The following is a 22,928-nucleotide window of genomic DNA, read 5'->3' as shown; positions in this document are numbered from 1 at the left end:
GCTCGCTCAGCCTGTCCGCCGCTGGCGTACCGCTTCAAACAGGCAGATGGCGGTCGCTGCGGCGACGTTCAGCGATTCCAGGCCACCGGGTTGCGGAATGCCGACCTTGCGCGAGACGCGTGCCATCCACTCCTGGCTCACGCCCGCGCCCTCGTTGCCGACGACCCAACCTACCGGCTGGCGCAGGTCGGTATCGAACACGGTGGCGTCGGCATGCGAGGACGTCGCAAGCAGCGGCACGGCCAGCCGGGACGCGAGCATGTCGAGTGTGCAGTGCTCGACGATATTGAGATGGAAATTCGCACCCATGCCGGCACGCAGTGTCTTGACCGACCAGGCGAATGCACAGCCGGTGGTCAGGAACGCGTGAGGAATGCCAGCCGCCGCGGCACTGCGCAGGATCGAGCCGACGTTGCCCGCATCCTGGACGCCATCGAGGATGATGCAGTCTGTCGCAATCTGCGCTGGCAGATGACCCGCCGGCGTCTCGATCACGAACAGCAGGTCGATGCCGTTCGCCACATTGCTGATCTGGCTGAAGAGCGCATCGGCCAGCACGACGACGCGTTCGGGCTCGACCTGGTCGAGCAGGCGCCGTACTTCGGCATGGTCAACATGACGTTCGCCTACGACGCAAGAGACCGGCTGACCCAATGCGGCAACGTAGGCCTGCGCCAGATGCACGCCGTCCAGCACCGATTGCCCGGCCTTGCGACGTTGATGCGTAGACCCGATCAGGGCCTTCAGGTGCTTGAACAGCGCGTTATCGCGCGAAGTGACGTGCTTCAAGGGGGTGGTGTCTTAGAAAGGCGGCGCTTCCTGGGCCTGGGCCTGGGCCTAGGCCTGGGTCATGCCGTTGACGCGTTCCAGCGCCAGGCGGACCGGCGCGAACGACCGCCGATGATGCGGGGTGGGACCATGCCGATCCAGCGCAGCAAAATGCTGAGGCGTCGGATAGCCAAAATGCGAATCGAAGCCGTAATCGGGATACTGCGCGTGCAATTCCCGGAGATTGCGGTCACGCGCAACCTTTGCCAGGATCGACGCGGCCGAAATGGCACGCACCTTGGCGTCGCCCTTGACGATCGCTTCCACAGGAAAAGCCACCTGCGGGCAACGATTGCCGTCCACCTGGACCAGATCGGGAATCACGCCATTGGCGGCAAGCCCTTGAACGGCGCGCTGCATGGCCAGCATCGAGGCATGGAGGATATTGATCGAATCGATTTCCTCGACCGTTGCAAAGGCGATGTGCCAGCCCAACGCCCGCTCGCAGATCCTGTCGAACAAGACCTCCCGCTTTTCCGCGGTCAGGATCTTCGAATCGGCGAGCCCGCGGATCTGGCGGTCCGGATTCAGCACAACAGCCGCCGCGTAAACGGGCCCCGCCAGCGGGCCACGGCCTGCTTCGTCCACGCCACAAAGGCGCTGGACCACGGCGACCGTCTGCGTCAGTGCAAGCCCCATCTGGCCGACATTGACTGCCTTGATGCGCGGCATCACACAGCCCCCCGAGTGTGGAGCAGATCCGCCACCACACCGGCCGCCAGCTTCGACGTATCGCGCTTTAGCGTTTCATGCATGGTCGTGAAATGTTCACGCAGGAATGCAATATTGCCTTCGTCATTGAGCTGCAACAGCGTTTCGCGCGCCAGCGCCTCTGGCGTGGCATCGTCCTGCAACAGTTCGGGCACGACAAAGCGTCCCGACAGAATATTAGGCAGTCCGACGTACGGCAGATAGCCCTGTCGTTTCATGATTTGTGCAGTCAGCCAGGGCACCTTGTACGAGATCACCATCGGCTTTTTGTACAGCGCAGCCTCCAGCGTTGCCGTACCGCTCGCCAACAGGATCACATCGGCTGACTCCATCGCCAGATGTGACTGACCATCCACAATTGTCAGATCGATCTCGGGATGCTGCGCGTGCAGACCTTCCACAATGGCATGGAGTGCCGGCGAGGCGGCGGGCAACACGAATGCCAGATTCCCGTCCATACGGTGCATGCGCGCCATGGCCTCGAAGAAAGTGGCGCCGAGATTCCGGACTTCGGACTGTCGGCTGCCCGGCAGCACGGCCACGATACGCTTGTTTTCCGGGAGGCCCAGCTTGGTGCGGGCGCCGGCCACATCGGGCACCATCGGAATCACATCGGCAAGGGGATGACCGACGTATGTTGCCGGGATACCCGCCTTGGCGTAGATCTCCGGCTCGAACGGAAACAGACAGAGAATATGGTCTACCGCACGCGCGATGGTACGAATGCGACCGCCCCGCCACGCCCAGATCGACGGACTGACGAAATGGACGACCGGTATGCCGGCGCGCCGCAGCGGAACTTCGAGACCGAAGTTGAAATCCGGAGCGTCGACACCAATAAAGCACAGTGGCGGCTGGGCCAGCAGCTGGTCCCGAATGGCCCGACGCGTGGCCAGAATCTCGCGCAGCGACCCCAGGACTTCCACATAGCCGTTGACGGAGAGTGTTTCCATCGGCCAATGCGAGACAAACCCTTGCGCCATCATGCGGCGGCCACCGATCCCGGCATAGTCAACCGACTCGCCCAGCCGTGCGTGCAATCCTTCCAGCAACAGCGAAGCCAGCAGATCGCCAGATGCCTCGCCAGCAACCATGGCAATCGTGCCACGCTTGTTTTCATGAGCTTCCGCATCAGCGGGAAGCACGGCCTGCATGGCTGCCTCGACCATGTCCGGCTGACGTCTAGCGCACGATGCCGCGTTGGGTCGCGGCGAGGAACTCGACGAAGGCCTTTAGCGGCGCTGCCGTGGTGGCATCCGACTGGCCCAGCATGGTCGAAATCTCGTTGCGGGCATCGTCGAAGCTGAGATCCGACTTGTACAGCAGCTTGTAAGCCTGACGCAACGCCGCGATCTGGGCCGCATCGAAGCCGCGCCGACGCAGGCCCTCGACGTTGATGCCATGCGGCGTCGCCTTGTTGCCGCTCTTGTCGCTCGCGGCAATCACGAACGGCGGCACGTCCTGGACCAGTGCCGAAGCCCCACCCAGCATGGCATGCGCGCCAATACGCACGTACTGATGCACGCCGCTCATACCGCCAAGAATCGCCCAGTCGCCCACTTCCACGTGGCCGGCAATCTGCGCATTGCTCGAAAACACCGTGTGGTTGCCCACGCTGCAGTCGTGCGCGATATGCACGTACGCCATGATCCAGTTATCGCTGCCGATGCGGGTCAGGCCGCGATCCTGCACGGTGCCCGTGTGGATTGTCGTGAATTCGCGAATCGTGTTGCGATCGCCAATCTCGAGCCGGGTGGGCTCGTTGGCATACTTCATGTCCTGCGGCACTCCGCCCACCGAGGCATATGGCCCGATGCGGTTCCCCTCGCCGATCGTGGTATGCCCCTCGACCGTGGTATGCGAGCCGATCCGCGTGCCGCTGCCGATCCGCACATTCGGACCGACGATCGAGAACGGGCCGACTTCCACATCGGCGGCGAGTTCAGCCTTCGGGTCGATCAGTGCGGTGGGATGGATTTGCGTCATACGTACTGTCCTGTGCTGTCAGTTCTGCTCGGTAACGGGAAGATCAGGCCTCGGCCTGCTTGACCGTGCACATCAGCTCGGCTTCGCAGGCAACCTCGCCATCCACGGTGGCGCTGGCCTTGAACTTCCAGATGCCGCGAATGTAGCGTTCCACGGTCACGTTCAGGTGCAACTGATCGCCGGGATACACCACGCGCTTGAAGCGGGCGCCGTCGATGCCGACGAAGTAGTACAGCGCGCCTTCCTTGCGCTCCATGTCGGCGCCAAAGGTCAGCAGGCCGGCCGATTGCGCCAGCGCCTCCAGAATCATGACACCCGGCATCACCGGTTGTTCCGGAAAGTGGCCCATGAAGTACGGCTCGTTGATCGTCACGTTCTTCAGGGTCTTGATCCGCTTCTGCGGTTCAAACTCGAGCACGCGGTCGACCAGCAGGATCGGATACCGATGCGGCAGCAGCTTCAGGATCTTGCGGATGTCGATATCGGAGGCTGTCATGATGATTTCTCTTCGTCTTGTTTGCTATTAACCCCGGCGGACGTGCCGCGCAGCCGGCGCTCCAGTTGCACCACACGCTCGCGCAGCTTCGACAGGCCGCGCACGATGGCCGCGTTGCGTTCCCACTCGCCATGCGATGTGAATGGGAACACGCTGGTGAAATGCCCACCGGGTTTTGTAATCGATTTGGTAATCGAGGTACCGCCGGACACTGTGGTCCGGTCGGCGATATTCAAATGTCCGGAAAAATTGGCCGCGCCGCCAATCACGCAGAACCTGCCGATCTTCGTACTGCCCGAAATCGCGGCCGTGCCGGCAATCACGGTGTGCGCGCCAACATGGACGTTATGGGCGATCTGCACCTGGTTGTCGATCTTGCAACCGTCCTCGATGACGGTATCGGCCATGGCCCCGCGGTCCACGCAGGTGTTGGCGCCAATCTCCACATCGTTGCCCAGCACGGCCCGCCCCACCTGGGGGATCTTGACGTACTGGACCCCGCCCGGCCCGATATCGGGCGCAAAGCCAAAGCCATCGGCCCCGATCACCGCACCGCTGTGCAGGATGTTGCGCGCGCCCACCACGCAACGATGATAGACAGAAACATTGGCGTAGATGAGCGTATCTTCGCCGATCTGCGCGCCTGCGCCGATAAAGGCATTTGCCAGGACGCGGACCCTCTCGCCCAGCCGCGCTCCGGCCTCGATGACCACGTTCGGACCGATAAAGCACGACGCAGGCACGACCGCGTCGGGCGCTACCGTGGCACGCGGGTCGATGCCGGTACGCGGATCGGCATTGGCGACGCGATCGAAACGCTGGGCCACGCGCGCAAAGCAGACGTACGGATTGCGCGCCACCAACCAGTTTCGGCCGTCAGCCTGCCCATCCGCGCGAATGCGCTCCAGATCCGCGGGCGACACGATCACGGCACCGGCCTTCGAAGCCAGCGCCTGCGCCAGGTAGAGCGGATTGGAAAGAAACGACAGATCGCCGGGACCGGCCTGGTCGAGCGGTGCCAGACCGCCCACGGCCAGGTCGGGATCACCCACAACCTGCGCGCCGTTCTCGGTGGCGAGCTGACCCAGTGTGGGTGTCTGCATGGCGGTACTTCCTTGAAAAATCGTAAAGCGGCGCGCGAGCGCCCGCCGCTTACTTGCCGGAGCTGGCGTTCAGCGCCTTCATCACGTCGTCCGTGATGTCGATGCGCGGATTGACGTAGACCGCTTCCTGCACGATCAGGTCGTACTTGCGCTGCTCGGCCAGTTGACGGATCACGCGGTTGGCGCGCTCCAGCACCTGGGCCAGTTCTTCGTTACGACGCTGGTTCAGGTCTTCGCGGAATTCGCGCTGCTTGCGCTGGAATTCACGGTCGAGGTCGGCCACTTCGCGCTGACGGCGCTGGCGGTCGGCGTCGGCCAGCACGGCGGTGTCCTTGTCGAGCTTGTCGGCCATGGCCTTGATCTTCTGGGCCATGTCCTGCAGTTCGCGGTCGCGCTTGGAGAATTCCTGCTCGAGCTTGACCTGGGCGGCCTTGGCGGGCTGCGAGTCACGCAGGATACGCTCCGAGTTCACCGCGGCAATGCGCGCCTCCTGAGCCATCGCCGGGGCCGCCGCGCAAAGGGCCGCAGCGGCCAGCGCGGCCGCGCTCAGGGATTTGATCAGTGGAGTGTGGAGTTTCATCAAACAAATCCTTTTGGGGATCAGAACGCGGTACCAATCTGGAACTGGAACCGCTGAACCTTGTCGTTCTCGTCCTTCTTCAGCGGGAAGCCCATGCTGACCTTCAGCGGGCCGATCGGCGACAGCCACGACATACCAAAGCCGGTCGAGTACTTCAGGTCGCTAACCGTGATCGGCGCACCTTCCTGATAGACGTTACCGAAGTCGAAGAACGTAAACAGACGCAGCGTGCGGTCAACACCCGAACCCGGCAGCGGGAACACGAATTCCACGTTACCGATCATCTTCGAGGCACCACCCACCGGGTTGCCGTTCTGGTCCTTCGGACCCAGCGTGCTGGTCTGGTAGCCGCGGACCGAACCGATACCACCGGCGTAGAAGTACTTGAACACCGGGAACGGCGTATTGCCGTAGCCGTGGCCGTAGGCCACCTCACCGTTGAAGGCCAGCGTGAAGGCCTTCGAGATCGGATAGAAGTACTGCTGCTGGAAGCTGGCGCGATAGTACTGCGTATCGCCGCCCGGCACACCGATTTCCAGGTTGGCCTGAGTGTACGGACCCTTGGTCGGGATCAGCGCACTATCCCGGCGGTCACGCGCCCAGCCGACCGTAAACGGGAAGTTGTTGATCGGGTCGCCGCTTGCCTTGCCGATCTTCTGCAGCCAGGCTGTGTACTGGCTAGGCGTATTGACCGAGGTATAGACCTGGGTACGCTCGTAGCCAATGCCGAAGAACACCGTGTCGTTCTCGGAGAACGGCACGCCGAACTTGAAGCCGCCACCGGCCGACACGATCTTGTAGTCCTGGTCACCCGTGTAGTACAGCGGGCGGGACGTACGGTAGTAGATATCGGTCGAGCGGCTGATGCCGTCCACCGTGAAGTACGGATCGTACTGGGTCAGCGCGATCGTACGGAACGACTTGGCCGTGTTCACATCGAGGCCAAGGCTGGTACCGGAGCCGAACACGTTGTCCTGGCGCAGGCCGGCCTGCAGCACGAGCTTGTCGGTCGACGAGAAGCCGAGACCCAGGCTGATCTGGCCGGTAGGCTTTTCCGTCACATTTACGTTCACATCCACCTGGTCGGGCGCGCCGGGCACGTCCTCGGTCGTGATGTTCGTATCCGTGAAATAGCCGGTACGGTTGATACGGGCCTGCGATTGCTGGAGTTTCTCGCTATCGAACCACGAGCTTTCCATCTGGCGCATTTCGCGGCGCACCACTTCGTCGCGCGTCTTGCTGTTGCCCACCACGTTCACGCGACGCACATAGACGCGGCGACCCGGATCGACCATCAGGGTCAGCGCCACTTCGCGCTTTTCCTTGTCGATCTGCGGCTGCGGGTTGATCGTGGTGAACGCATAGCCGTACGTACCGAGCAGATCGGTGATGGCCTTGGTGCTGGCCGTCAGCTTTTCGGACGAGAAAATATCGCCCTTCTTCAGCTGCAGCAGCTTCTGCATTTCTTCCTGCTTGCCCAGCAGTTCGCCGGCCAGGTGGATATCCGACACCTTGAACTGCTCGCCTTCGGCGATATTCAGCGTCAGGTAGATATCCTTCTTGTCAGGCGTGATCGAGACCTGCGTCGACTCGATCTGGAATTCCAGATAGCCGCGATTCAGGTAGAACGAGCGCAGCGCTTCCAGGTCGGCCGTGAGCTTCTGCTTCGAATACAGGTCGTTCTTGGTGTACCACGACAGCCAGTTGGGCGTGGACAGCTGCATTTCGTCGCGCAGCGTGCTTTCCTTGAACGCCTTGTTGCCAACGATATTGATCTGGCGGATCTTCGCGACCGGACCTTCTTCCACGTTGAACACCACGGACACGCGATTGCGGTCCACCGGCGTCACGGTGGTCTGGACTTCGGCGGCGTAGTAGCCGCGGGCCACGTACTGGCGCTTCAGCTCCTGCTCTGCCTTGTCGATCAGCGCCTTGTCGTAGTAACGCGCTTCGGCCACGCCCACGGCCCGCAGGGACCGGCGCAGCGTGTCCTTGTCGAATTCCTTGATGCCGACGAATTCAAGCTGGGAAATCGCCGGGCGTTCCTCGACCTGCACCACCAGCACGCCGTCTTCGGCGCGGATCTGCACGTCCTTGAAAAACCCGGTATTGTAGAGCGCACGGATGGCGTCGGCGCCCTTGTCATCGGTGAAGGTTTCACCGACGCGCACGGGCAGGTAACCGAAGACGGTACCCGGCTCCACACGCTGCAGGCCTTCCACGCGAATATCCTTGACCACAAACGGATCTGCGGCCCAGCCCGCCGGGCTCCAGGCCGCAATAATGGCACTCGTCAGCAAGCCCAGCGAGATGCGCTTATTTCTGATCAAAGTCGATCCCCTCTTCCTCATCGATTTCATGCAGGGTGTGGCTCCAGCGCCGATTGCCGCTGCGCCTGACAATACCGGCACGACCGATCCTTCCCGACGGAGAAAATCCCCCCGGGATACGACCGCCCCCGTCCGACTGGCGCTTCCGGCTGCGCGAAACTAGCCGCGCGCAAGAAACAGTCGGCTGACGTCATTGAACAAAGCGAGTGAGGTCAGGAGCAAGATGCATGCGATGCCGACCTTCTGCAGCATCGCTTGCCAGTGGTCTGGTACAGGCCTGCCAGTCAAAAATTCCACGCAATAATACAGCAAATGCCCCCCATCCAGCACCGGAATAGGTAACAAATTCAGTACACCGAGGCTGACGCTAACCAATGCGAGGAAGCTCACGAACGGCTGCCAGCCCATGTTGGCGGCCCGGCCGGCATAGTCTGCAACGGTCAGCGGACCGCTCAGATTCTGCAGCGATGCCTGGCCGACGAGCATCTTGCCAAGCAGCTTCAAGGACAGCGTGCTGGTGTTCCAGACCTGATCGGCCGCACGGGCCAGGGCCTGGGTAAACGGGTAGCGCACGATTTCGGTCTGCACGGCCTGGTTCAGCGCGGCGCCCAGCTTGCCAACCAGCGGCGCGGGCTCGCCATCGGCACCAGCCTTGCCGCCCGGTGCGGCATCGAGCTTGACCGTCACGTCAATGCGCTGGCCGGCGCGCTCGATCCCAAGCGTGACGTCCTGGCCCGGGCGCGCCCGAACCCCGCGAATCAGTTCGCCGGCCTGGGTCAGCGGCTGGCCCTGCCAGGCCACCACCTTGTCGCCGGCGCGCAGACCCGCCCGTTGTGCCGCCGACTCGGCGACGATCTCGGTAATGGTGACCGGCCCGCCCTTCAGGGCCAGGCCCAGTGTGGCCAGCGGGTCCTGATCGGGGTTCCCGCCGGTATCGGGAAGCCGGCCCAGTGCGACGTCCCGCTCGGCACCATCGGCACCACGGACGTGCATGACGGCACGCGCCTCGCCAAAACCCTGGGCAAACACGGCCATGCGCAGATCGTTCCAGGACCGGACAGGCTCGGTCTGGCCATTCGCGCTCAGCGACAGCACGCGGTCGCCGTCCCGGACGCCGGCCTGCGCCGCCGCCGTATTGGACGCCGGCGCGGCCAGCACGGGGGCGGGCTCGCGCATGCCGCCGGCAAACAGCACCAGATAGAGGGCGATGGCCAGCGCGAAATTCGCCAGCGGGCCAGCGGCCACGATGACAAACCGCTTGCCCACGGGCTGGCGGTTGAATGCACGCGGCAAGTCGGCCGCATCGATGGCCGGATCCGCGTCCGGGTCGCGCTCCCGCTCGTCAAGCATCTTGACGTAGCCGCCCAGCGGGATGGCAGCCAGCGTCCATTCCGTGCGGTCACGCCCCTTGCTGACCCAGCGGGCGAGCGGACGGCCGAAACCGATCGAGAATCGCAAAACCTTGACCCCGCACGCACGCGCGGCCAGGTAATGGCCCATCTCGTGAACGAAGATCAGGATGCAGAGGGCGACAACGAACGCGATAACGGTTTGCATGGCAATCACCTCTTTCCAGATCCGGGCCTCACCGCGATCGTGATGACGATCAGCGGCCGGCCAGTTGTTTCAGCAGCGCCAGGGCGGCCTTGCGTGCCGCGGCATCGGCGGCCAGCACGCCGTCGAGCGACCCGGCTTCACCTTCGGCGGGCTGTTCCAGCACACCGGCCACGACCCGCGCGATGTCCGTGAACCGGATGCCGCCGGCCAGGAACGCGTCCACGGCCACCTCATTTGCGGCATTGAGCACGGCCGGGGCCACATCACCGGCGCGCAGTGCGTCAAAAGCCAGGCCCAGGCACGGAAAGCGCCCCAGGTCCGGCGTCTCGAAATGAAGCCCGCCAGCCACGGTCAGGTCCAGCGGGGTCACGCCCGAGTCGATCCGTTCCGGATAGGCCATGCCGTAGGCAATCGGCGTACGCATGTCTGGGTTGCCAAGCTGCGCCAGCACCGAACCGTCGGCATAGGCCACCATCGAATGGACAATGCTCTGCGGGTGAATCAGCACCTCGATTTTGTCCGCCGGCGCGCCAAACAGCCAGTGGGCTTCGATGACCTCGAGCCCCTTGTTCATCATCGTGGCCGAATCCACCGAAATCTTGCGACCCATCACCCACTTCGGGTGCGCGCAGGCCTGGTCGGGCGTGATGTCGTGCAGCGTCGACGGGTCGCGGGTGCGGAACGGGCCGCCCGATGCCGTCAGCAGCACCTTCGATACCCCTGCGCCATAGCGCGGGTCGCTGGTCGGCAGGCACTGGAAGATGGCATTGTGTTCGCTGTCGATCGGCAGCAGCGTGGCGCCGTGATGCTGCACCGCATCCATGAAGATGCTGCCCGACATCACCAGCGATTCCTTGTTGGCCAGCAGCACGCGCTTGCCCGCCCGCGCCGCGGCCAGCGACGAGCGCAGGCCCGCGGCGCCGACAATGGCAGCCATCACGGCATCGGTCTGTGCATCCGCGGCGATCGATTCGAGCGATTCCGGGCCGTAGCCGACTTCGGTCGCAATGCCGGCCGCACGCAGCTTGCCTTCGAGCTCGCGCGCCGCCTCGGCCGAACCCACCACCGCCCGTGCCGGACGGAACTCGGCGCACGCAGCGGCCAGCTTGTCCACCTGACGATGGGCGCTGAGCGCGTGCACCGTGTAGCGGTCGGGATGTCGGCGCACCACGTCCAGCGTGCTTTCGCCGATGGAACCCGTGGCGCCCAGAATCGTAATGCGTTGCATATAACCAGACGAATTCAGTTGTGATCAGACCCAGGACAGCAGCAGCGCCGCCAGCGGAAATACCGGGATCAGCGCGTCGATGCGGTCGAGAACGCCCCCGTGGCCCGGCAGCAGCCGGCTGCTGTCCTTGATGCCGACCTGGCGCTTGAGCAAGGACTCGAACAGGTCGCCCACCACGCTGGCCGCCACCAGCAGCGTGGTCAGCATGGCCAGCACGCCCAGGCCTACCTTGTCGGCGATCAGCGAATACCAGGTAGGCGCGAAGGCATGGCTAGCCGCCAGCCCCAGCGCGACGATCATCGCCAGCAACCAGCCGCCGATCGCACCTTCCCAGGACTTGCCCGGGCTGATGGTCGGCGCCAGCTTGCGCTTGCCGATGGCCTTGCCGACGAAATAGGCACCGATGTCAGCGGCCCAGACCAGCACGGCGGCGGTCAGCAGCACACCCACCCCGGCCACGCGCAGCGCCATGACCGCATGGCCGAACGCCGGCAGCATGATCAGTCCGAGCACGACGCCCAGTACGGTGAATCCGGGCGTTGCCTTCCGTACGCCGCGCGCCAGCAACACCAGCGCCACGCCCCAAGCCACCAGCGAAGCCTCGAGCAGCCAGTCGATGGCGAATCCGGACGGCGCAAGGTGCCACGCCAGCAACGCCACCAGGCATGCCACGGCATAGACATATGGCCACGGGCGCGGCAGGCCGATCAGGCGACCGAATTCCCAGCCGCCCAGCAGCACGATGACTGCCACCAGCACCGCCAGCGCCGTGGGGGGCGCCAGGAACAGGATCGGCAGGATCAACAGCAACAGGCATACGGCGGTGATAACGCGGGTCAGAAGCATGCGGCTGCGATTCCCGTTGATATGAAGGTACGACCGGCCTCAGGCCGTTCCCGACAGGCCCGGCGCCACGACCTGGGCACTGGTCCGGCCGAATCGGCGCTCTCGCTGGCGGTACGACGCAAAGGCCTTGTCGAGTTCCGCGGCGTCAAAATCGGGCCAGAACGTATCGGTGAAATAGAGCTCGGTATAGGCGAGCTGCCAAAGCAGGAAATTGCTGATGCGCTGCTCGCCGCCGGTACGGATGAACAGGTCCGGTTCCGGCGCATAGGCCATCGCCAGGTGCGGCGCCAGCAACGATTCGTCGATCGATTCCGCATCGAGCATCGGCGCGCGCGCCAGCATCTTGCGCATGGCCTGCAGCAGATCCCAGCGGCCGCCGTAGTTGGCGGCGATGGTCACGGTCAGGCCCGTGTTGCCTGCCGTACGCGCCTCGGCGTCCTTGATCATCTGCTGGATACGCGGGCTGAAGCGCGCCAGGTCGCCCACCACGCGCAGGCGGATGTTGTTCGCGTGCATCCGGACCACCTCGCGGCGCAAGGCGGTCATGAACAGGCGCATCAGGAACGAGACTTCGTCCGCAGGCCGGCGCCAGTTCTCGGAACTGAATGCGAACAGGGTCAGGTACTGGACGCCGCGTGCGGCGCAGGCCTGCACGATCTCGCGCACGGTATCCAGACCCCGAGTGTGGCCAGCCACGCGCGGCAGGTGACGCTTGGTCGCCCAGCGGCCGTTGCCATCCATGATGATGGCAACGTGTCGTGGCACATAGGTGGTATCGGGAACGCCGAGCGTCGAACTGATATGCTGCATGGATTCGCGGACGGGCTGGGACAACCCCGGCGGACGCGCCGCCGGGACGGCCTTACACCGTCAAGATCTCCTTCTCTTTCTCGGCGACGAGCCTGTCGATCTCGCCGACATACTTGTCCGTCAGCTTCTGGACGTCGTCCGTACCGCGGCGCTCGTCGTCTTCCGAAATGGTCTTGTCCTTGACGAGCTTCTTGAACTGCTCGTTGGCGTCGCGGCGCAGGTTGCGCACGGCTACCTTGGCGCCCTCGGCCTCGCTCTTCACCACCTTGATCAGCTCCTTGCGGCGCTCTTCGGTCAGCGGAGGCATCGGCACGCGGATCACGTCGCCCATCGTGGCGGGGTTCAGGCCCAGGTCGGCGTCGCGGATTGCCTTTTCCACGGCCTGCACCATCTTCTTTTCCCACGGTTGCACGGTAATCGTCCGGGCGTCGCCCAGGCCAATGTTGGCCACCTGGCTGATCGGCACCGGCGAGCCGTAGTAATCCACCTGGACGTGGTCGAGCAGGCCGGTGTGCGCACGGCCGGTACGAATTTTCGCCAGATCGGCCCTGAAGGCTTCGATCGACTTCTGCATCTTCTGCTCGGCGCTCTTCTTAGTGTCGGCGACGGTCATGATTACCTCCGGAAAACAGCCAGACAGGATCCCGTCAGGCGGGATCGAAAATGGAACATTCTACTCTCAGGCCAGACCGAATCCGCATTTTGATGCGGTCCGGACTGCTTAAACGTGCACTAGCGTACCTTCGTCCTCGCCCAGGATCACACGCTTCAGGGCACCCGGCTTGACGATCGAGAACACCTTGATCGGCAGCTTCTGGTCGCGGCACAGCGCGAACGCGGTGGCATCCATGACCTGCAGGTTGCGCGAAATGGCTTCGTCGAACGTGATCGTCGTGTAGCGGGTGGCGCTCGGGTCCTTCTTGGGATCGGCCGTGTAGACGCCGTCCACCTTGGTGGCCTTGAGCACGATTTCCGCGCCGATTTCCGAACCGCGCAGCGCGGCGGCCGTATCGGTGGTGAAGAACGGGTTGCCGGTGCCGGCGGCAAAGATGACGACCTTGCCTTCCTCCAGCTGGCGGATGGCACGCGGGCGGATATACGGTTCCACCACCTGGTCCATGCGCAGCGCCGATTGCACGCGGCCTTCGATATTGGCGTGGCGCATGGCGTCCTGCAGCGCCAGGGCGTTCATCATCGTGGCCAGCATGCCCATGTAGTCGGCCGTGGCACGGTCCATGCCGGCCGCACCGCCGGCAACGCCGCGGAAAATGTTGCCGCCGCCGATGACAACCGCCACCTGGACGCCCAGCTTCACGATTTCGGCTATGTCATTGACCATGCCTTCGATAGTGGCCCGGTTGATGCCGAAGGCATCGTCGCCCATCAGGGCTTCACCGGACAGTTTCAGAAGGACGCGCTTGTAGGCTGGCATGTTCACCCTCGGGCAGGTTCTAGTCGCTCGTTTGAACGGATGGATGGGCGCGGGCGGCACGACGCAACTGCGCACCGGCCGCGCATGAATTTGGACTGCTTGACAGCTGGAAAGCCGGTTTTCGCCGTCATCTGCCGGCATCACGCCGCTAAAGGCGCGCTTTTTGCAGGTGACTGCGAAAACTGACTGGCACGGCGCACATGGCAACCGTACTTGTGCAGAGGGGCACCTTGCGGCGCCCCTCGGCATTATACGGTGGCAGACCGGGCATCCCGCCAGGGAAACCCGCCCGGCCACCCGGACATCAGCCCTTCTGGGCGGCAGCCACCTGGGCAGCCACTTCAGCAGCGAAGTCGTCCTGCTTCTTCTCGATGCCTTCGCCCACCACGTACAGGGTGAAACCCTTCACATTGGTGTTTGCAGCCTTCAGCATCTGCTCGACCGTCTGCTTGTCGTTCTTCACGAACGGCTGATTCAGCAGCGACACTTCCTTCAGGTACTTCTGGACCGAACCTTCCACCATCTTGGCGGCGATTTCGGCCGGCTTGCCCGATTCGGCAGCCTTCTGCTCGGCAATGCTGCGCTCCTTGGCGATCAGCTCGGCCGGCACCTGTTCCGACGACAGCGACACCGGCTTCATGGCGGCCACGTGCATGGCAACGTCCTTGGCGGCGGTTTCGTCGCCGTCGAACTCGACCATCACGCCGATGCGGGTGCCGTGCAGGTACGAAGCCAGCTTGCCACCGTTGGCGTAGCGCACGAAGCGGCGGATCGTCATGTTCTCGCCGATCTTGCCGATCAGGGCCGAGCGCACGGCGTCAACCGTCGAACCGTCCATTTCCAGGGCCGACAGGGCTGCCACGTCGGCCGGAGCCTGCTTGGCGATCAGTTCGGCAACCTTGGCGGCAAAGCCCAGGAAGTCGTCGTTCTTCGACACGAAGTCGGTTTCGCAGTTCAGTTCGACCAGCGAGCCCGTGGTGCCGTCGATGTACGTGGCCACGATGCCTTCGGCGGTCACGCGCGAAGCGGCCTTGCTGGCCTTGTTGCCCAGCTTGACGCGCAGCAGTTCTTCAGCCTTGTCCAGGTCGCCGTCGGCCTCGGTCAGGGCCTTCTTGCATTCCATCATCGGCGCGTCGGTCTTCGCGCGCAGTTCTGCAACCATGCTTGCGGTAATTGCCGCCATTTGTCACTCCTTGATTGGTTGGCTTCATCCGCGGCGAATCATATCCACGGCGGATGACAACTGAATCTGTTTGCAAAAAGGGGGCGCCAGATGTGCCCCCTTTTCTTGGTTGCCGTCAGGCGGGCGCCGGCGGCCGGTGTGTCCCGGCCTCAGGCGCCAGCGGGCAATCAGCCTTCCTGGACTTCGACGAATTCGTCGTCGCCACGCACGGCTTCCACCACTTCCTGCACCGCGTTCGCACGGCCTTCCAGGATGGCGTCGGCCACGCCGCGCACGTACAGGGCAACGGCCTTGCTCGAGTCGTCGTTGCCCGGGATCACGTAGTCGATGCCTTCCGGCGAGTGGTTCGTGTCGACCACGCCGATCACGGGGATGCCCAGCTTGTTGGCTTCGGTCACGGCAATCTTGTGGTAGCCGACGTCCACCACGAAGATGGCGTCAGGAACGCCGCCCATGTCCTTGATGCCGCCGATGGACTTTTCCAGCTTTTCCATCTCGCGCTCGAACATCAGCGCTTCCTTCTTGCTCATGGTTTCCAGCGCGCCGGCTTCCTTGGCGGCTTCCATGTCCTTCAGGCGCTTGATCGAGATCTTGACGGTCTTGAAGTTCGTCATCATGCCGCCGAGCCAGCGGGCGTCGACGTACGGCATGCCAGCGCGGCCGGCTTCCTCAGCCAGGATCTCGCGCGATTGACGCTTGGTACCCACGAAAAGCACGGTGCCGCGGTTTGCTGCCAGCTGACGCACGTACTTCAGCGCGTCCTGGAACATCGGCAGGGTCTTTTCGAGGTTGATAATGTGGATCTTGTTGCGATGACCGAAGATGAAGGGGGCCATCTTCGGGTTCCAGAAGCGGGTCTGGTGGCCAAAGTGGCAACCGGCTTCCAGCATTTCGCGCATGGTCACGGACATGTGAATAACTCCAAAAGGGTTAGGTTCTGAAGTCCGCCCCGACATTCCTGAAAAGGAACACCCCGGATGAGCGGACCAGCGATTTACAAAAAACAGCGATCATTCCCGACCCGCAGCGGCCCGTTTCCGGCCCATCAGCAAGTCAGCCCGCGATTGTAGCAACAAAGCAGCCCTTCCCTCAAGCCCCTTCGCAAAGGCATGCGAACGAACCGCCCGGCGGCGCCGGCCCGGCCTGCTACCGTATTTCCCTGCTTTCTCGTCACGAAGGTGAGATAATCCCGCTTTGCGAACAGTAAAGGCGCAGCTGCGGCTGGGCCATCACATTTCAGGCGAAGCAGCATGAGCATCCATATCAATACCGCCGAAGACATCGCCCAAATGCGCGTGGCTTGCCGCCTTGCCTCCGAGGTCCTCGACTACATCACCCCTTTCGTCAAGGTTGGCGTCACCACCGGCGAACTCGACCGCCTGTGCCACGCCTACATGCGTGATGTACAAGGCACCGTGCCCGCCCCGCTGAACTACGCGCCGCCGGGCTACCCGCCCTTCCCCGGCGCCATCTGCACGTCGGTCAACGACGTGATCTGCCATGGCATCCCGGGCGACCGCGTGCTCAAGGCCGGCGACGTGGTCAACCTTGACATCACCGTCATCACCAAGGAAGGCTACTACGGCGATACCAGCCGCATGTTCGTGGTGGGCGAGGCATCGATCCTGGCCAAGCGCCTCGCGCAAATCACCTACGAGTGCATGTGGAAGGGCATCCAGCAAGTGCGCAATGGCGCACGTCTGGGCGATATCGGCCACGCCATCCAGACCCACGCCGAAGCCGCCGGCTACACCGTGGTGCGCGAATACTGCGGCCACGGCATCGGCAAGGTGTTCCACTCGGACCCGCAGATCCTGCATTACGGCCGCCCGAACACCGGCATGGAAATCAAGTCGGGCATGATTTTCACGGTCGAGCCGATGATCAACGCCGGCAAGCGCGATATCCGCACGATGCCCGATCACTGGACGGTCAAGACGCGCGACCGCAGCCTGTCGGCCCAGTGGGAGCACACGGTGCTGGTGACGGACACCGGCTACGAAGTGCTGACGCTGTCGGAAGGTTCGCCCGTACCGCCCGCGTTCATCACCGACACCGTGGCGGCCTGATCCCGCACCGAACGCCAGGGCGCCCACCAAGGCGCCCTTTCTTCTTCCAGCCGTGCCCACGCCCACCCTCGAACCGCCGCCCATGGACACCACGCCGGAACTGCTGCTCTGCCAGCGCATTCGCGACAGGCTCAAGGCCGACAAGCAGGCGCTGTTTGCCGAGTTCGACGCCAACAATCTGGTCACGCCTCTGGTGACGAAGCTGCGTCGCGCCGTCGATGCCGCGCTGATCGAGGCCTGGACCGCCCTGGAACTGCCGGCCTCCGCCGCGCTGGTGGCCGTGGGCGGGTATGGCCGTGGCGAGTTGTTCCCGTATTCCGATGTCGATGTGCTGTTGCTGCTGCCGGCCGAGCCCGACAGCGAGACGGCCGCCAAACTGGAACGCTTCATCGGCCTGTGCTGGGACCTGGGGCTGGAAATCGGCTCGTCGGTGCGTACCGTGGACGACTGCATCCGCGAATCGGCCGCCGACATCACCATCCGCACGTCGCTGCTTGAGGCGCGCCTGCTGACCGGCAGCAAGACGCTGCTCGCGTCGCTGCTGGCACGCTACCAGGCCGACATGGACGCGGCCGACTTCTTCCAGGCCAAGCTGCTGGAATTGCGCCAGCGCCATGCCAAGTACCAGGACACGCCCTACGCGCTGGAGCCGAACTGCAAGGAAAGCCCCGGCGGTTTGCGCGACCTGCAGGTCATCCTGTGGATGACCAAGGCGGCGAACCTGGGCGACAGCTGGAAGGAACTGTTCGAACGCGGCCTGCTGACCGAGCGCGAATCACAGGAACTGGCCCGCAACGAACGTCTGCTGCGCACCATCCGTGCGCGCCTGCACCTGCTGGCGGGCCGCCGGCAGGACGTGCTGGTCTTCGACCTGCAGACCGCGCTGGCCGAGTCCTTCGGCTATCGCCAGACGGCCCACAAGCGCGCCAGCGAACAGCTGATGCGGCGCTACTACTGGGCCGCCAAGGCGGTCACGCAGCTCAACAGCGTGCTGCTGCTGAACATCGAGGCGATGCTGTTCCCGAGCGAGTCCAAGGTCACGCGCGTGATCAACGACCGTTTCGTGGAGCGCCAGGGCATGCTGGAGATCACCAGCGACGACCTGTACGAGCAGAACCCGCACGCCATCCTGGAAACGTTCCTGCTGTACGAGCGCACGCCGGGCGTGAAGGGCCTGTCGCCGCGCACGCTGCGCGGGCTGTACAACGCGCGCACGGTGATGGATGCCAGCTGGCGCAACGACCCCGTCAACCGCAAGCTGTTTCTGGCCATCGTGCAGGAACCGCAGGGCATCACGCACGCGCTGCGGCTGATGAACCAGACCAGCGTGCTGGGCCGCTACCTGATCAACTTCCGCCGTATCGTCGGCCAGATGCAGCACGACCTGTTCCACGTGTACACCGTGGACCAGCACATCCTGATGGTGGTGCGCAACATGCGCCGCTTCGCGATTGTCGAGCACACGCACGAATTCCCGTTCTGCAGCCAGCTGATGGCCGGCTTCGAGCGGCCGTGGGTGCTGTGGGTGGCGGCGCTGTTCCACGATATCGCCAAGGGGCGCGGTGGCGACCACTCGAAGCTCGGCACCGTCGACGCGCGCCGCTTCTGCAAGCAGCACGGCATTGCGCGCGAGGACACCGACCTGATCGCCTGGCTGGTGGAAAACCACCTGACCATGAGCCATGTGGCCCAGAAGCAGGACCTGACCGACCCCGACGTGGTGAAGGGGTTCGCCCAGGTGGTGGGCAGCGAGCGTTACCTGACGGCGCTCTACCTGCTGACCGTTGCCGATATCCGCGGCACCAGCCCGAAGGTGTGGAATGCCTGGAAGGGCAAGCTGCTGGAAGACCTGTACCGCATCACGCTGCGCGTACTGGGCGGCGCCAAGATCGACCAGCATTCCCTCTGGGCGCAGAAGCGCGACGACACCATCGCGCAGTTGCGCCTGAAGGCGTTCGATCCCGAACTGGCCAAGCCGCTGTGGAGCCGGCTGGACATGTCGTTCTTCATGCGGCACGATGCGCGCGACATCGCCTGGGTGACGCGGCACCTGTTCAACAAGGTGAACAGCGTCGATCCGGTGGTCAAGGCCCGCGTGTCGCCCGCGGGCGAAGGGCTGCAGGTGGTGGTCTACGTGAAGGACCAGCCCGATCTGTTTGCGCGCATCTGCGGCTATTTCGAGCGCAAGGCGTTCTCGATCCAGGACGCCAAGATCGAGACCACGCGCGACGGCTACGCGCTGGACACCTTCCAGATCACGGACCCCGGCCTGGACGGCGGCTACCGCGACATTCTGGCGCTGGTGGAGCATGAACTGGCCGAGCGCGTGCGGCTGGAGTGCCCGCTGCCCGAGCCGACGCAGGGCCGGCTGTCGCGCCAGTCGCGCAGCTTCCCGATCAAGCCGCGCGTGGACTTGCGTCCCGACGAACGGGGCCAGTATTACCTGCTGTCGGTGTCGGCCAACGACCGCACCGGCCTGCTCTACGCGCTGGCCCGCGTACTGGCCAAATATCGCGTGTCCGTGCATTCGGCGCGCATCAACACGCTCGGCGAACGCGTGGAAGACGTGTTCCTGGTCGACGGCTCGCCGCTGGCCGCCGACAACCGATTGCAGATTCAAGTGGAACAGGATTTGCTCGACGCACTGGCCATCTGACTCCCCGATGGCCGGCGCGCGGGCGCTTGGAAAGATATGACAGATAGCAACAACCCCGGCCGCAAGACGCTGGGCATCAAGACCTCCACGACGGGCGCACCGCGCAAGGCGAACCGCCCGGTGCGTGTGTCGGACCTGAACCGCAAGCGCGTGCAGGATGTCGTGACCGGCATCAAGCAGGCCAAGGATCGCGCGGCCGAGAAAGACAAGCGCAAGCCGGCGCCGGCCGAAGGTGCACCGCGCCGGTTCGAGGGCGAGCGTACCGAGCGTCCGCGCCGCTTCGAGGGGCAAGGCTCCGACCGCCCGCGTCGGTTTGAAGGCGAAGGCTCGGACCGCCCCCGTCGCTTCGAAGGCCATGGGTCGGATCGTCCGCGCCGCTTTGAAGGCCAGGGCTCGGATCGCCCGCGTCGCTTCGAAGGCGAAGGCTCCGACCGCCCGCGTCGTTTCGAAGGCCAGGGCTCCGACCGCCCGCGTCGTTTCGAAGGCCAGGGCTCCGACCGCCCGCGCCGTTTTGAAGGCGAAGGCTCGGACCGTCCCCGTCGCTTCGAAGGTCAGGGCTCGGATCGCCCGCGTCGCTTCGAAGGCCAAGGCTCCGATCGTCCGCGCCGTTTTGAAGGCGAAGGCTCGGACCGTCCCCGTCGCTTCGAAGGCCAGGGCTCGGATCGCCCGCGTCGCTTCGAAGGCCAGGGCTCCGACCGCCCGCGCCGTTTTGAAGGCGAAGGCTCGGACCGTCCGCGTCGCTTCGAAGGCCAGGGCTCGGATCGTCCGCGTCGCTTCGAAGGCCAGGGCTCGGATCGCCCGCGTCGCTTCGAAGGCGAAGGGTCCGATCGTCCGCGCCGCTTCGAAGGCCAGGGCTCGGATCGTCCGCGTCGCTTCGAAGGCCAGGGCTCGGATCGCCCGCGTCGCTTCGAAGGCGAAGGGTCCGATCGTCCGCGCCGCTTCGAAGGCCAGGGCTCGGATCGTCCGCGTCGCTTCGAAGGCCAGGGCTCGGATCGCCCGCGTCGCTTCGAAGGACAGGGCACGGATCGTCCGCGTCGCTTCGAAGGCGAAGGTGGCCAGCGCCCGCGCCGCTTTGGCGACGATGCGCGGACGGACCGTCCGCGCCGCGATGATGGTGCGCCGCGCCGTGGCGATGCACCGGCACGCCGTTTCAGCGACACGTCGGACCGCGCCCGCCCGGTGCGCGGCGACCGCGGCGAACGGTTCGAACGCTCGGAACGCCCGGCCCCGCAGGCCCCGGCCGAGCCGCGTGAAGACGGCCTGGTCCGTCTGTCCAAGCGCATGTCCGAACTGGGCCTGTGCTCGCGCCGTGAAGCCGACGAATGGATTCCGCTGGGCTGGGTGCTGGTCGATGGCGAGCCCGTGACCGAACTCGGCTCCCGCATCCGCCCGGACGCCGAAATCGAAATCCGGCAGGAAGCGCGCTCTGAGCAAGGCGAGCGCGTGACGGTGCTGCTGAACAAGCCGGTCGGCTATGTCTCCGGCCAGGCCGAAGATGGCTACGAGCCGGCCGCCGTACTGTTCACGGCCGAGAACCAGTGGGAGCAAGACCCCACGCGCAAGCGTTTCGCGCCGTGGCAGCGCAAGAACCTGGCCCCGGCGGGCCGGCTCGATATCGACTCCACCGGCCTGCTGGTGCTCACGCAGGACGGCCGCGTGGCGCGGGCGCTGATTGGCGACGATTCCACCGTCGAAAAGGAATACCTGGTGCGCGTGGAGTGGGAATCGCCACAGGGTCTGGTCGACCGCAACATCAGCGCCGTCTTCCCCGAAGACCAGCTTGAGCGCCTGCGCTTTGGCCTGTCGCTGGACGGCGTGGCGCTGAAGCCCGCCAAGGTAAGCTGGCAGAACGAAGAGCAGTTGCGCTTCGTGCTGCGCGAAGGCCGCAAGCGCCAGATCCGCCGGATGTGCGAACAGGTGGGACTGAAGGTGGTGGGCCTCAAGCGCGTGCGCATGGGCCGTATCGCGCTGGGCGACCTGCCGCCGGGCCAGTGGCGCTTCCTGGGGCAGTTCGAGAAGTTCTGAGGCGGCTCGGGCAGCCTTGATTCGCCGGCCCCTATCCCGCAAGCGGGTGGGGGCTACACCCCTCACCCATGCACCGCCGGCAGCTTCCTTAGCGCGGCCTCGGCCTGCTCGTCGGCCGGCACATAGACCAGCAGCCGCGCGCCATTGCGCGGCGCGGTCCAGAAATTGGTCTGCGTCAGCTGGAAATCCCCGGTTTCCGGATGGGTGAAACGCTTGACGTGGTTCTGGATGCCGCGCACCTGGTATCTCTGCCAGAGCTGCTGGAAGGTCTCGGACACCGCCATATAGCGCGCCAGCTGCGCTTCCCACAGCGGATCGTCGACATGCTCGGCCATCGCCGCCCGATACATCGCCACCATGTTGCAGACCATGCTTTCCCAGTCGGGCACGGCCTTGCGCCAGCCCGGGTGCGTCAGTGCCAGATAGATGCAGTTGCGGTCTTCCGGCGGCAGGCTCGGGACATTCATCCCCAGCAGCCGGCAATAGGCGTCGTTGTGCGCCACGATGTCGAAGCGGGCGTTCTGCACCAGCGCCGGGATCGGGTCGAGCTGGTCAAGCATGCGCTGCGTGGTCACCGACACCGTTTCGCAAACCGACGTGCCGGCCAGGGCGGCGGGCCGCTGCAGGCCGGCAAGCGTGAACAGGTGCTCGGTCTCGGTCGGCGAGCATTGCAGCGCGGCGGCCACCGCATTGAGCACCTTCGGCGACACGCGGATCGGCCTGCCCTGCTCCAGCTTGGTGTACCAGGTGATGCCGATATCGGCCATCGCGGCCACTTCCTCGCGCCGCAGGCCCGGCGTGCGGCGTCGGCCGGCACGCGACAGGCCGATCCGTGCCGGATCGAGATTTTCGCGGCGGGCGCGCAGGAAGGCGCCTAATTCGGCCTCCCTGCCGGTGCCGGCATGGGCTGCGAACTCAGGCGCGTCGTTGTCCGTGGGCAGGCCGGTTCCCGGGTTCCACAGCGCACTCGGTTCCTGACGGGCGTTCATGATCGATCACTCCTGCGTAGCCTGACACTGTTTATACCAGTCTAACTGGACTCTTGTACCAGTCTGGATGCATGACCATACTCCCAGCCTCACGCCTTG

General features: G+C 64.6%; 20 protein-coding genes. 3 read left to right on the top strand and 17 right to left on the bottom strand.

Features of this window, described 5'->3' with window-relative positions; all coding sequences use genetic code 11:
* Positions 1-6 precede the first annotated feature (6 nt).
* The 16 genes from AC3G88_RS22245 to rpsB all read right to left on the bottom strand — a co-directional run bounded on the left by AC3G88_RS22245 (position 7) and on the right by rpsB (position 16,001).
* Positions 7-789 carry a TrmH family RNA methyltransferase gene (locus tag AC3G88_RS22245; protein WP_488773115.1) on the bottom strand — a complete coding sequence of 261 codons (783 nt, stop codon included), beginning with the start codon at positions 787-789 and terminating at the stop codon, positions 7-9.
* A gap of 48 nt (positions 790-837) precedes the next feature.
* Positions 838-1,500, bottom strand: a complete 663-nt coding sequence (gene rnhB, locus AC3G88_RS22240) for a ribonuclease HII (protein WP_488773116.1) — start codon at positions 1,498-1,500, stop codon at positions 838-840.
* Positions 1,500-2,693, bottom strand: coding sequence for a lipid-A-disaccharide synthase (gene lpxB, locus AC3G88_RS22235; protein WP_488773167.1), 1,194 nt, complete (start codon positions 2,691-2,693; stop codon positions 1,500-1,502). Before lpxB ends, rnhB begins: the two co-directional genes overlap by 1 nt.
* Positions 2,694-2,721: 28 nt before the next feature.
* Entirely contained in the window at positions 2,722-3,525 is an 804-nt protein-coding gene (gene lpxA, locus AC3G88_RS22230) for an acyl-ACP--UDP-N-acetylglucosamine O-acyltransferase (protein WP_153947785.1), read from the bottom strand.
* 43 nt (positions 3,526-3,568) lie between these two features.
* Entirely contained in the window at positions 3,569-4,021 is a 453-nt protein-coding gene (gene fabZ, locus AC3G88_RS22225; RefSeq protein WP_061958372.1) for a 3-hydroxyacyl-ACP dehydratase FabZ, read from the bottom strand.
* Positions 4,018-5,124, bottom strand: a complete 1,107-nt coding sequence (lpxD, locus tag AC3G88_RS22220; protein ID WP_488773117.1) for a UDP-3-O-(3-hydroxymyristoyl)glucosamine N-acyltransferase — start codon at positions 5,122-5,124, stop codon at positions 4,018-4,020. Before lpxD ends, fabZ begins: the two co-directional genes overlap by 4 nt.
* A 49-nt stretch (positions 5,125-5,173) precedes the next feature.
* Positions 5,174-5,704 (bottom strand): OmpH/Skp family outer membrane protein, encoded by a 531-nt coding sequence (locus AC3G88_RS22215; RefSeq protein WP_092600018.1) that lies wholly within the window; start codon positions 5,702-5,704, stop codon positions 5,174-5,176.
* A 20-nt stretch (positions 5,705-5,724) separates the two neighbouring features.
* Positions 5,725-8,055 carry an outer membrane protein assembly factor BamA gene (gene bamA, locus AC3G88_RS22210; RefSeq protein ID WP_368086169.1) on the bottom strand — a complete coding sequence of 777 codons (2,331 nt, stop codon included), beginning with the start codon at positions 8,053-8,055 and terminating at the stop codon, positions 5,725-5,727.
* Positions 8,056-8,193: 138 nt separating this feature from the next.
* Positions 8,194-9,591, bottom strand: a complete 1,398-nt coding sequence (rseP, locus tag AC3G88_RS22205) for an RIP metalloprotease RseP (RefSeq protein WP_488773118.1) — start codon at positions 9,589-9,591, stop codon at positions 8,194-8,196.
* A gap of 49 nt (positions 9,592-9,640) precedes the next feature.
* A complete protein-coding gene (gene ispC / locus AC3G88_RS22200; protein ID WP_488773119.1) occupies positions 9,641-10,819 on the bottom strand; it encodes a 1-deoxy-D-xylulose-5-phosphate reductoisomerase in 1,179 nt (392 codons plus the stop codon).
* Between the two features lie 24 nt (positions 10,820-10,843).
* Positions 10,844-11,665, bottom strand: coding sequence for a phosphatidate cytidylyltransferase (locus AC3G88_RS22195; RefSeq protein WP_153947789.1), 822 nt, complete (start codon positions 11,663-11,665; stop codon positions 10,844-10,846).
* Positions 11,666-11,704: 39 nt separating this feature from the next.
* A complete protein-coding gene (uppS, locus tag AC3G88_RS22190; protein WP_400393329.1) occupies positions 11,705-12,475 on the bottom strand; it encodes an undecaprenyl pyrophosphate synthase in 771 nt (256 codons plus the stop codon).
* 52 nt (positions 12,476-12,527) lie between these two features.
* Positions 12,528-13,088 carry a ribosome recycling factor gene (gene frr / locus AC3G88_RS22185; protein ID WP_153947791.1) on the bottom strand — a complete coding sequence of 187 codons (561 nt, stop codon included), beginning with the start codon at positions 13,086-13,088 and terminating at the stop codon, positions 12,528-12,530.
* A 108-nt stretch (positions 13,089-13,196) separates the two neighbouring features.
* Entirely contained in the window at positions 13,197-13,907 is a 711-nt protein-coding gene (pyrH, locus tag AC3G88_RS22180) for a UMP kinase (RefSeq protein ID WP_066735314.1), read from the bottom strand.
* A gap of 304 nt (positions 13,908-14,211) precedes the next feature.
* Positions 14,212-15,090, bottom strand: coding sequence for a translation elongation factor Ts (tsf, locus tag AC3G88_RS22175; protein ID WP_092600036.1), 879 nt, complete (start codon positions 15,088-15,090; stop codon positions 14,212-14,214).
* 167 nt (positions 15,091-15,257) lie between these two features.
* Positions 15,258-16,001 carry a 30S ribosomal protein S2 gene (rpsB, locus tag AC3G88_RS22170; protein WP_092600039.1) on the bottom strand — a complete coding sequence of 248 codons (744 nt, stop codon included), beginning with the start codon at positions 15,999-16,001 and terminating at the stop codon, positions 15,258-15,260.
* A 339-nt stretch (positions 16,002-16,340) separates the two neighbouring features.
* On the opposite strand from rpsB, the gene map reads away from it, so the two are divergent.
* From map to AC3G88_RS22155, 3 genes are all read left to right on the top strand, one after another.
* On the top strand, positions 16,341-17,159 hold the full coding sequence (gene map, locus AC3G88_RS22165; protein WP_488773120.1) for a type I methionyl aminopeptidase: 819 nt from the start codon (positions 16,341-16,343) through the stop codon (positions 17,157-17,159).
* 82 nt (positions 17,160-17,241) lie between these two features.
* Complete coding sequence (locus AC3G88_RS22160) at positions 17,242-19,815, top strand: [protein-PII] uridylyltransferase (protein WP_400393335.1); 2,574 nt, start codon at positions 17,242-17,244, stop codon at positions 19,813-19,815.
* Between the two features lie 36 nt (positions 19,816-19,851).
* Complete coding sequence (locus AC3G88_RS22155; protein ID WP_488893981.1) at positions 19,852-21,840, top strand: pseudouridine synthase; 1,989 nt, start codon at positions 19,852-19,854, stop codon at positions 21,838-21,840.
* A 62-nt stretch (positions 21,841-21,902) separates the two neighbouring features.
* On the opposite strand, the gene AC3G88_RS22150 is transcribed toward AC3G88_RS22155, so the two are convergent.
* Positions 21,903-22,829, bottom strand: coding sequence for a helix-turn-helix transcriptional regulator (locus tag AC3G88_RS22150; protein ID WP_488773122.1), 927 nt, complete (start codon positions 22,827-22,829; stop codon positions 21,903-21,905).
* Between the last annotated feature and the right edge of the window lie 99 nt (positions 22,830-22,928).

Source organism: Cupriavidus sp. 86D6 (assembly GCF_057815095.1).
This window is presented reverse-complemented; position numbering and strand designations above follow the sequence as displayed.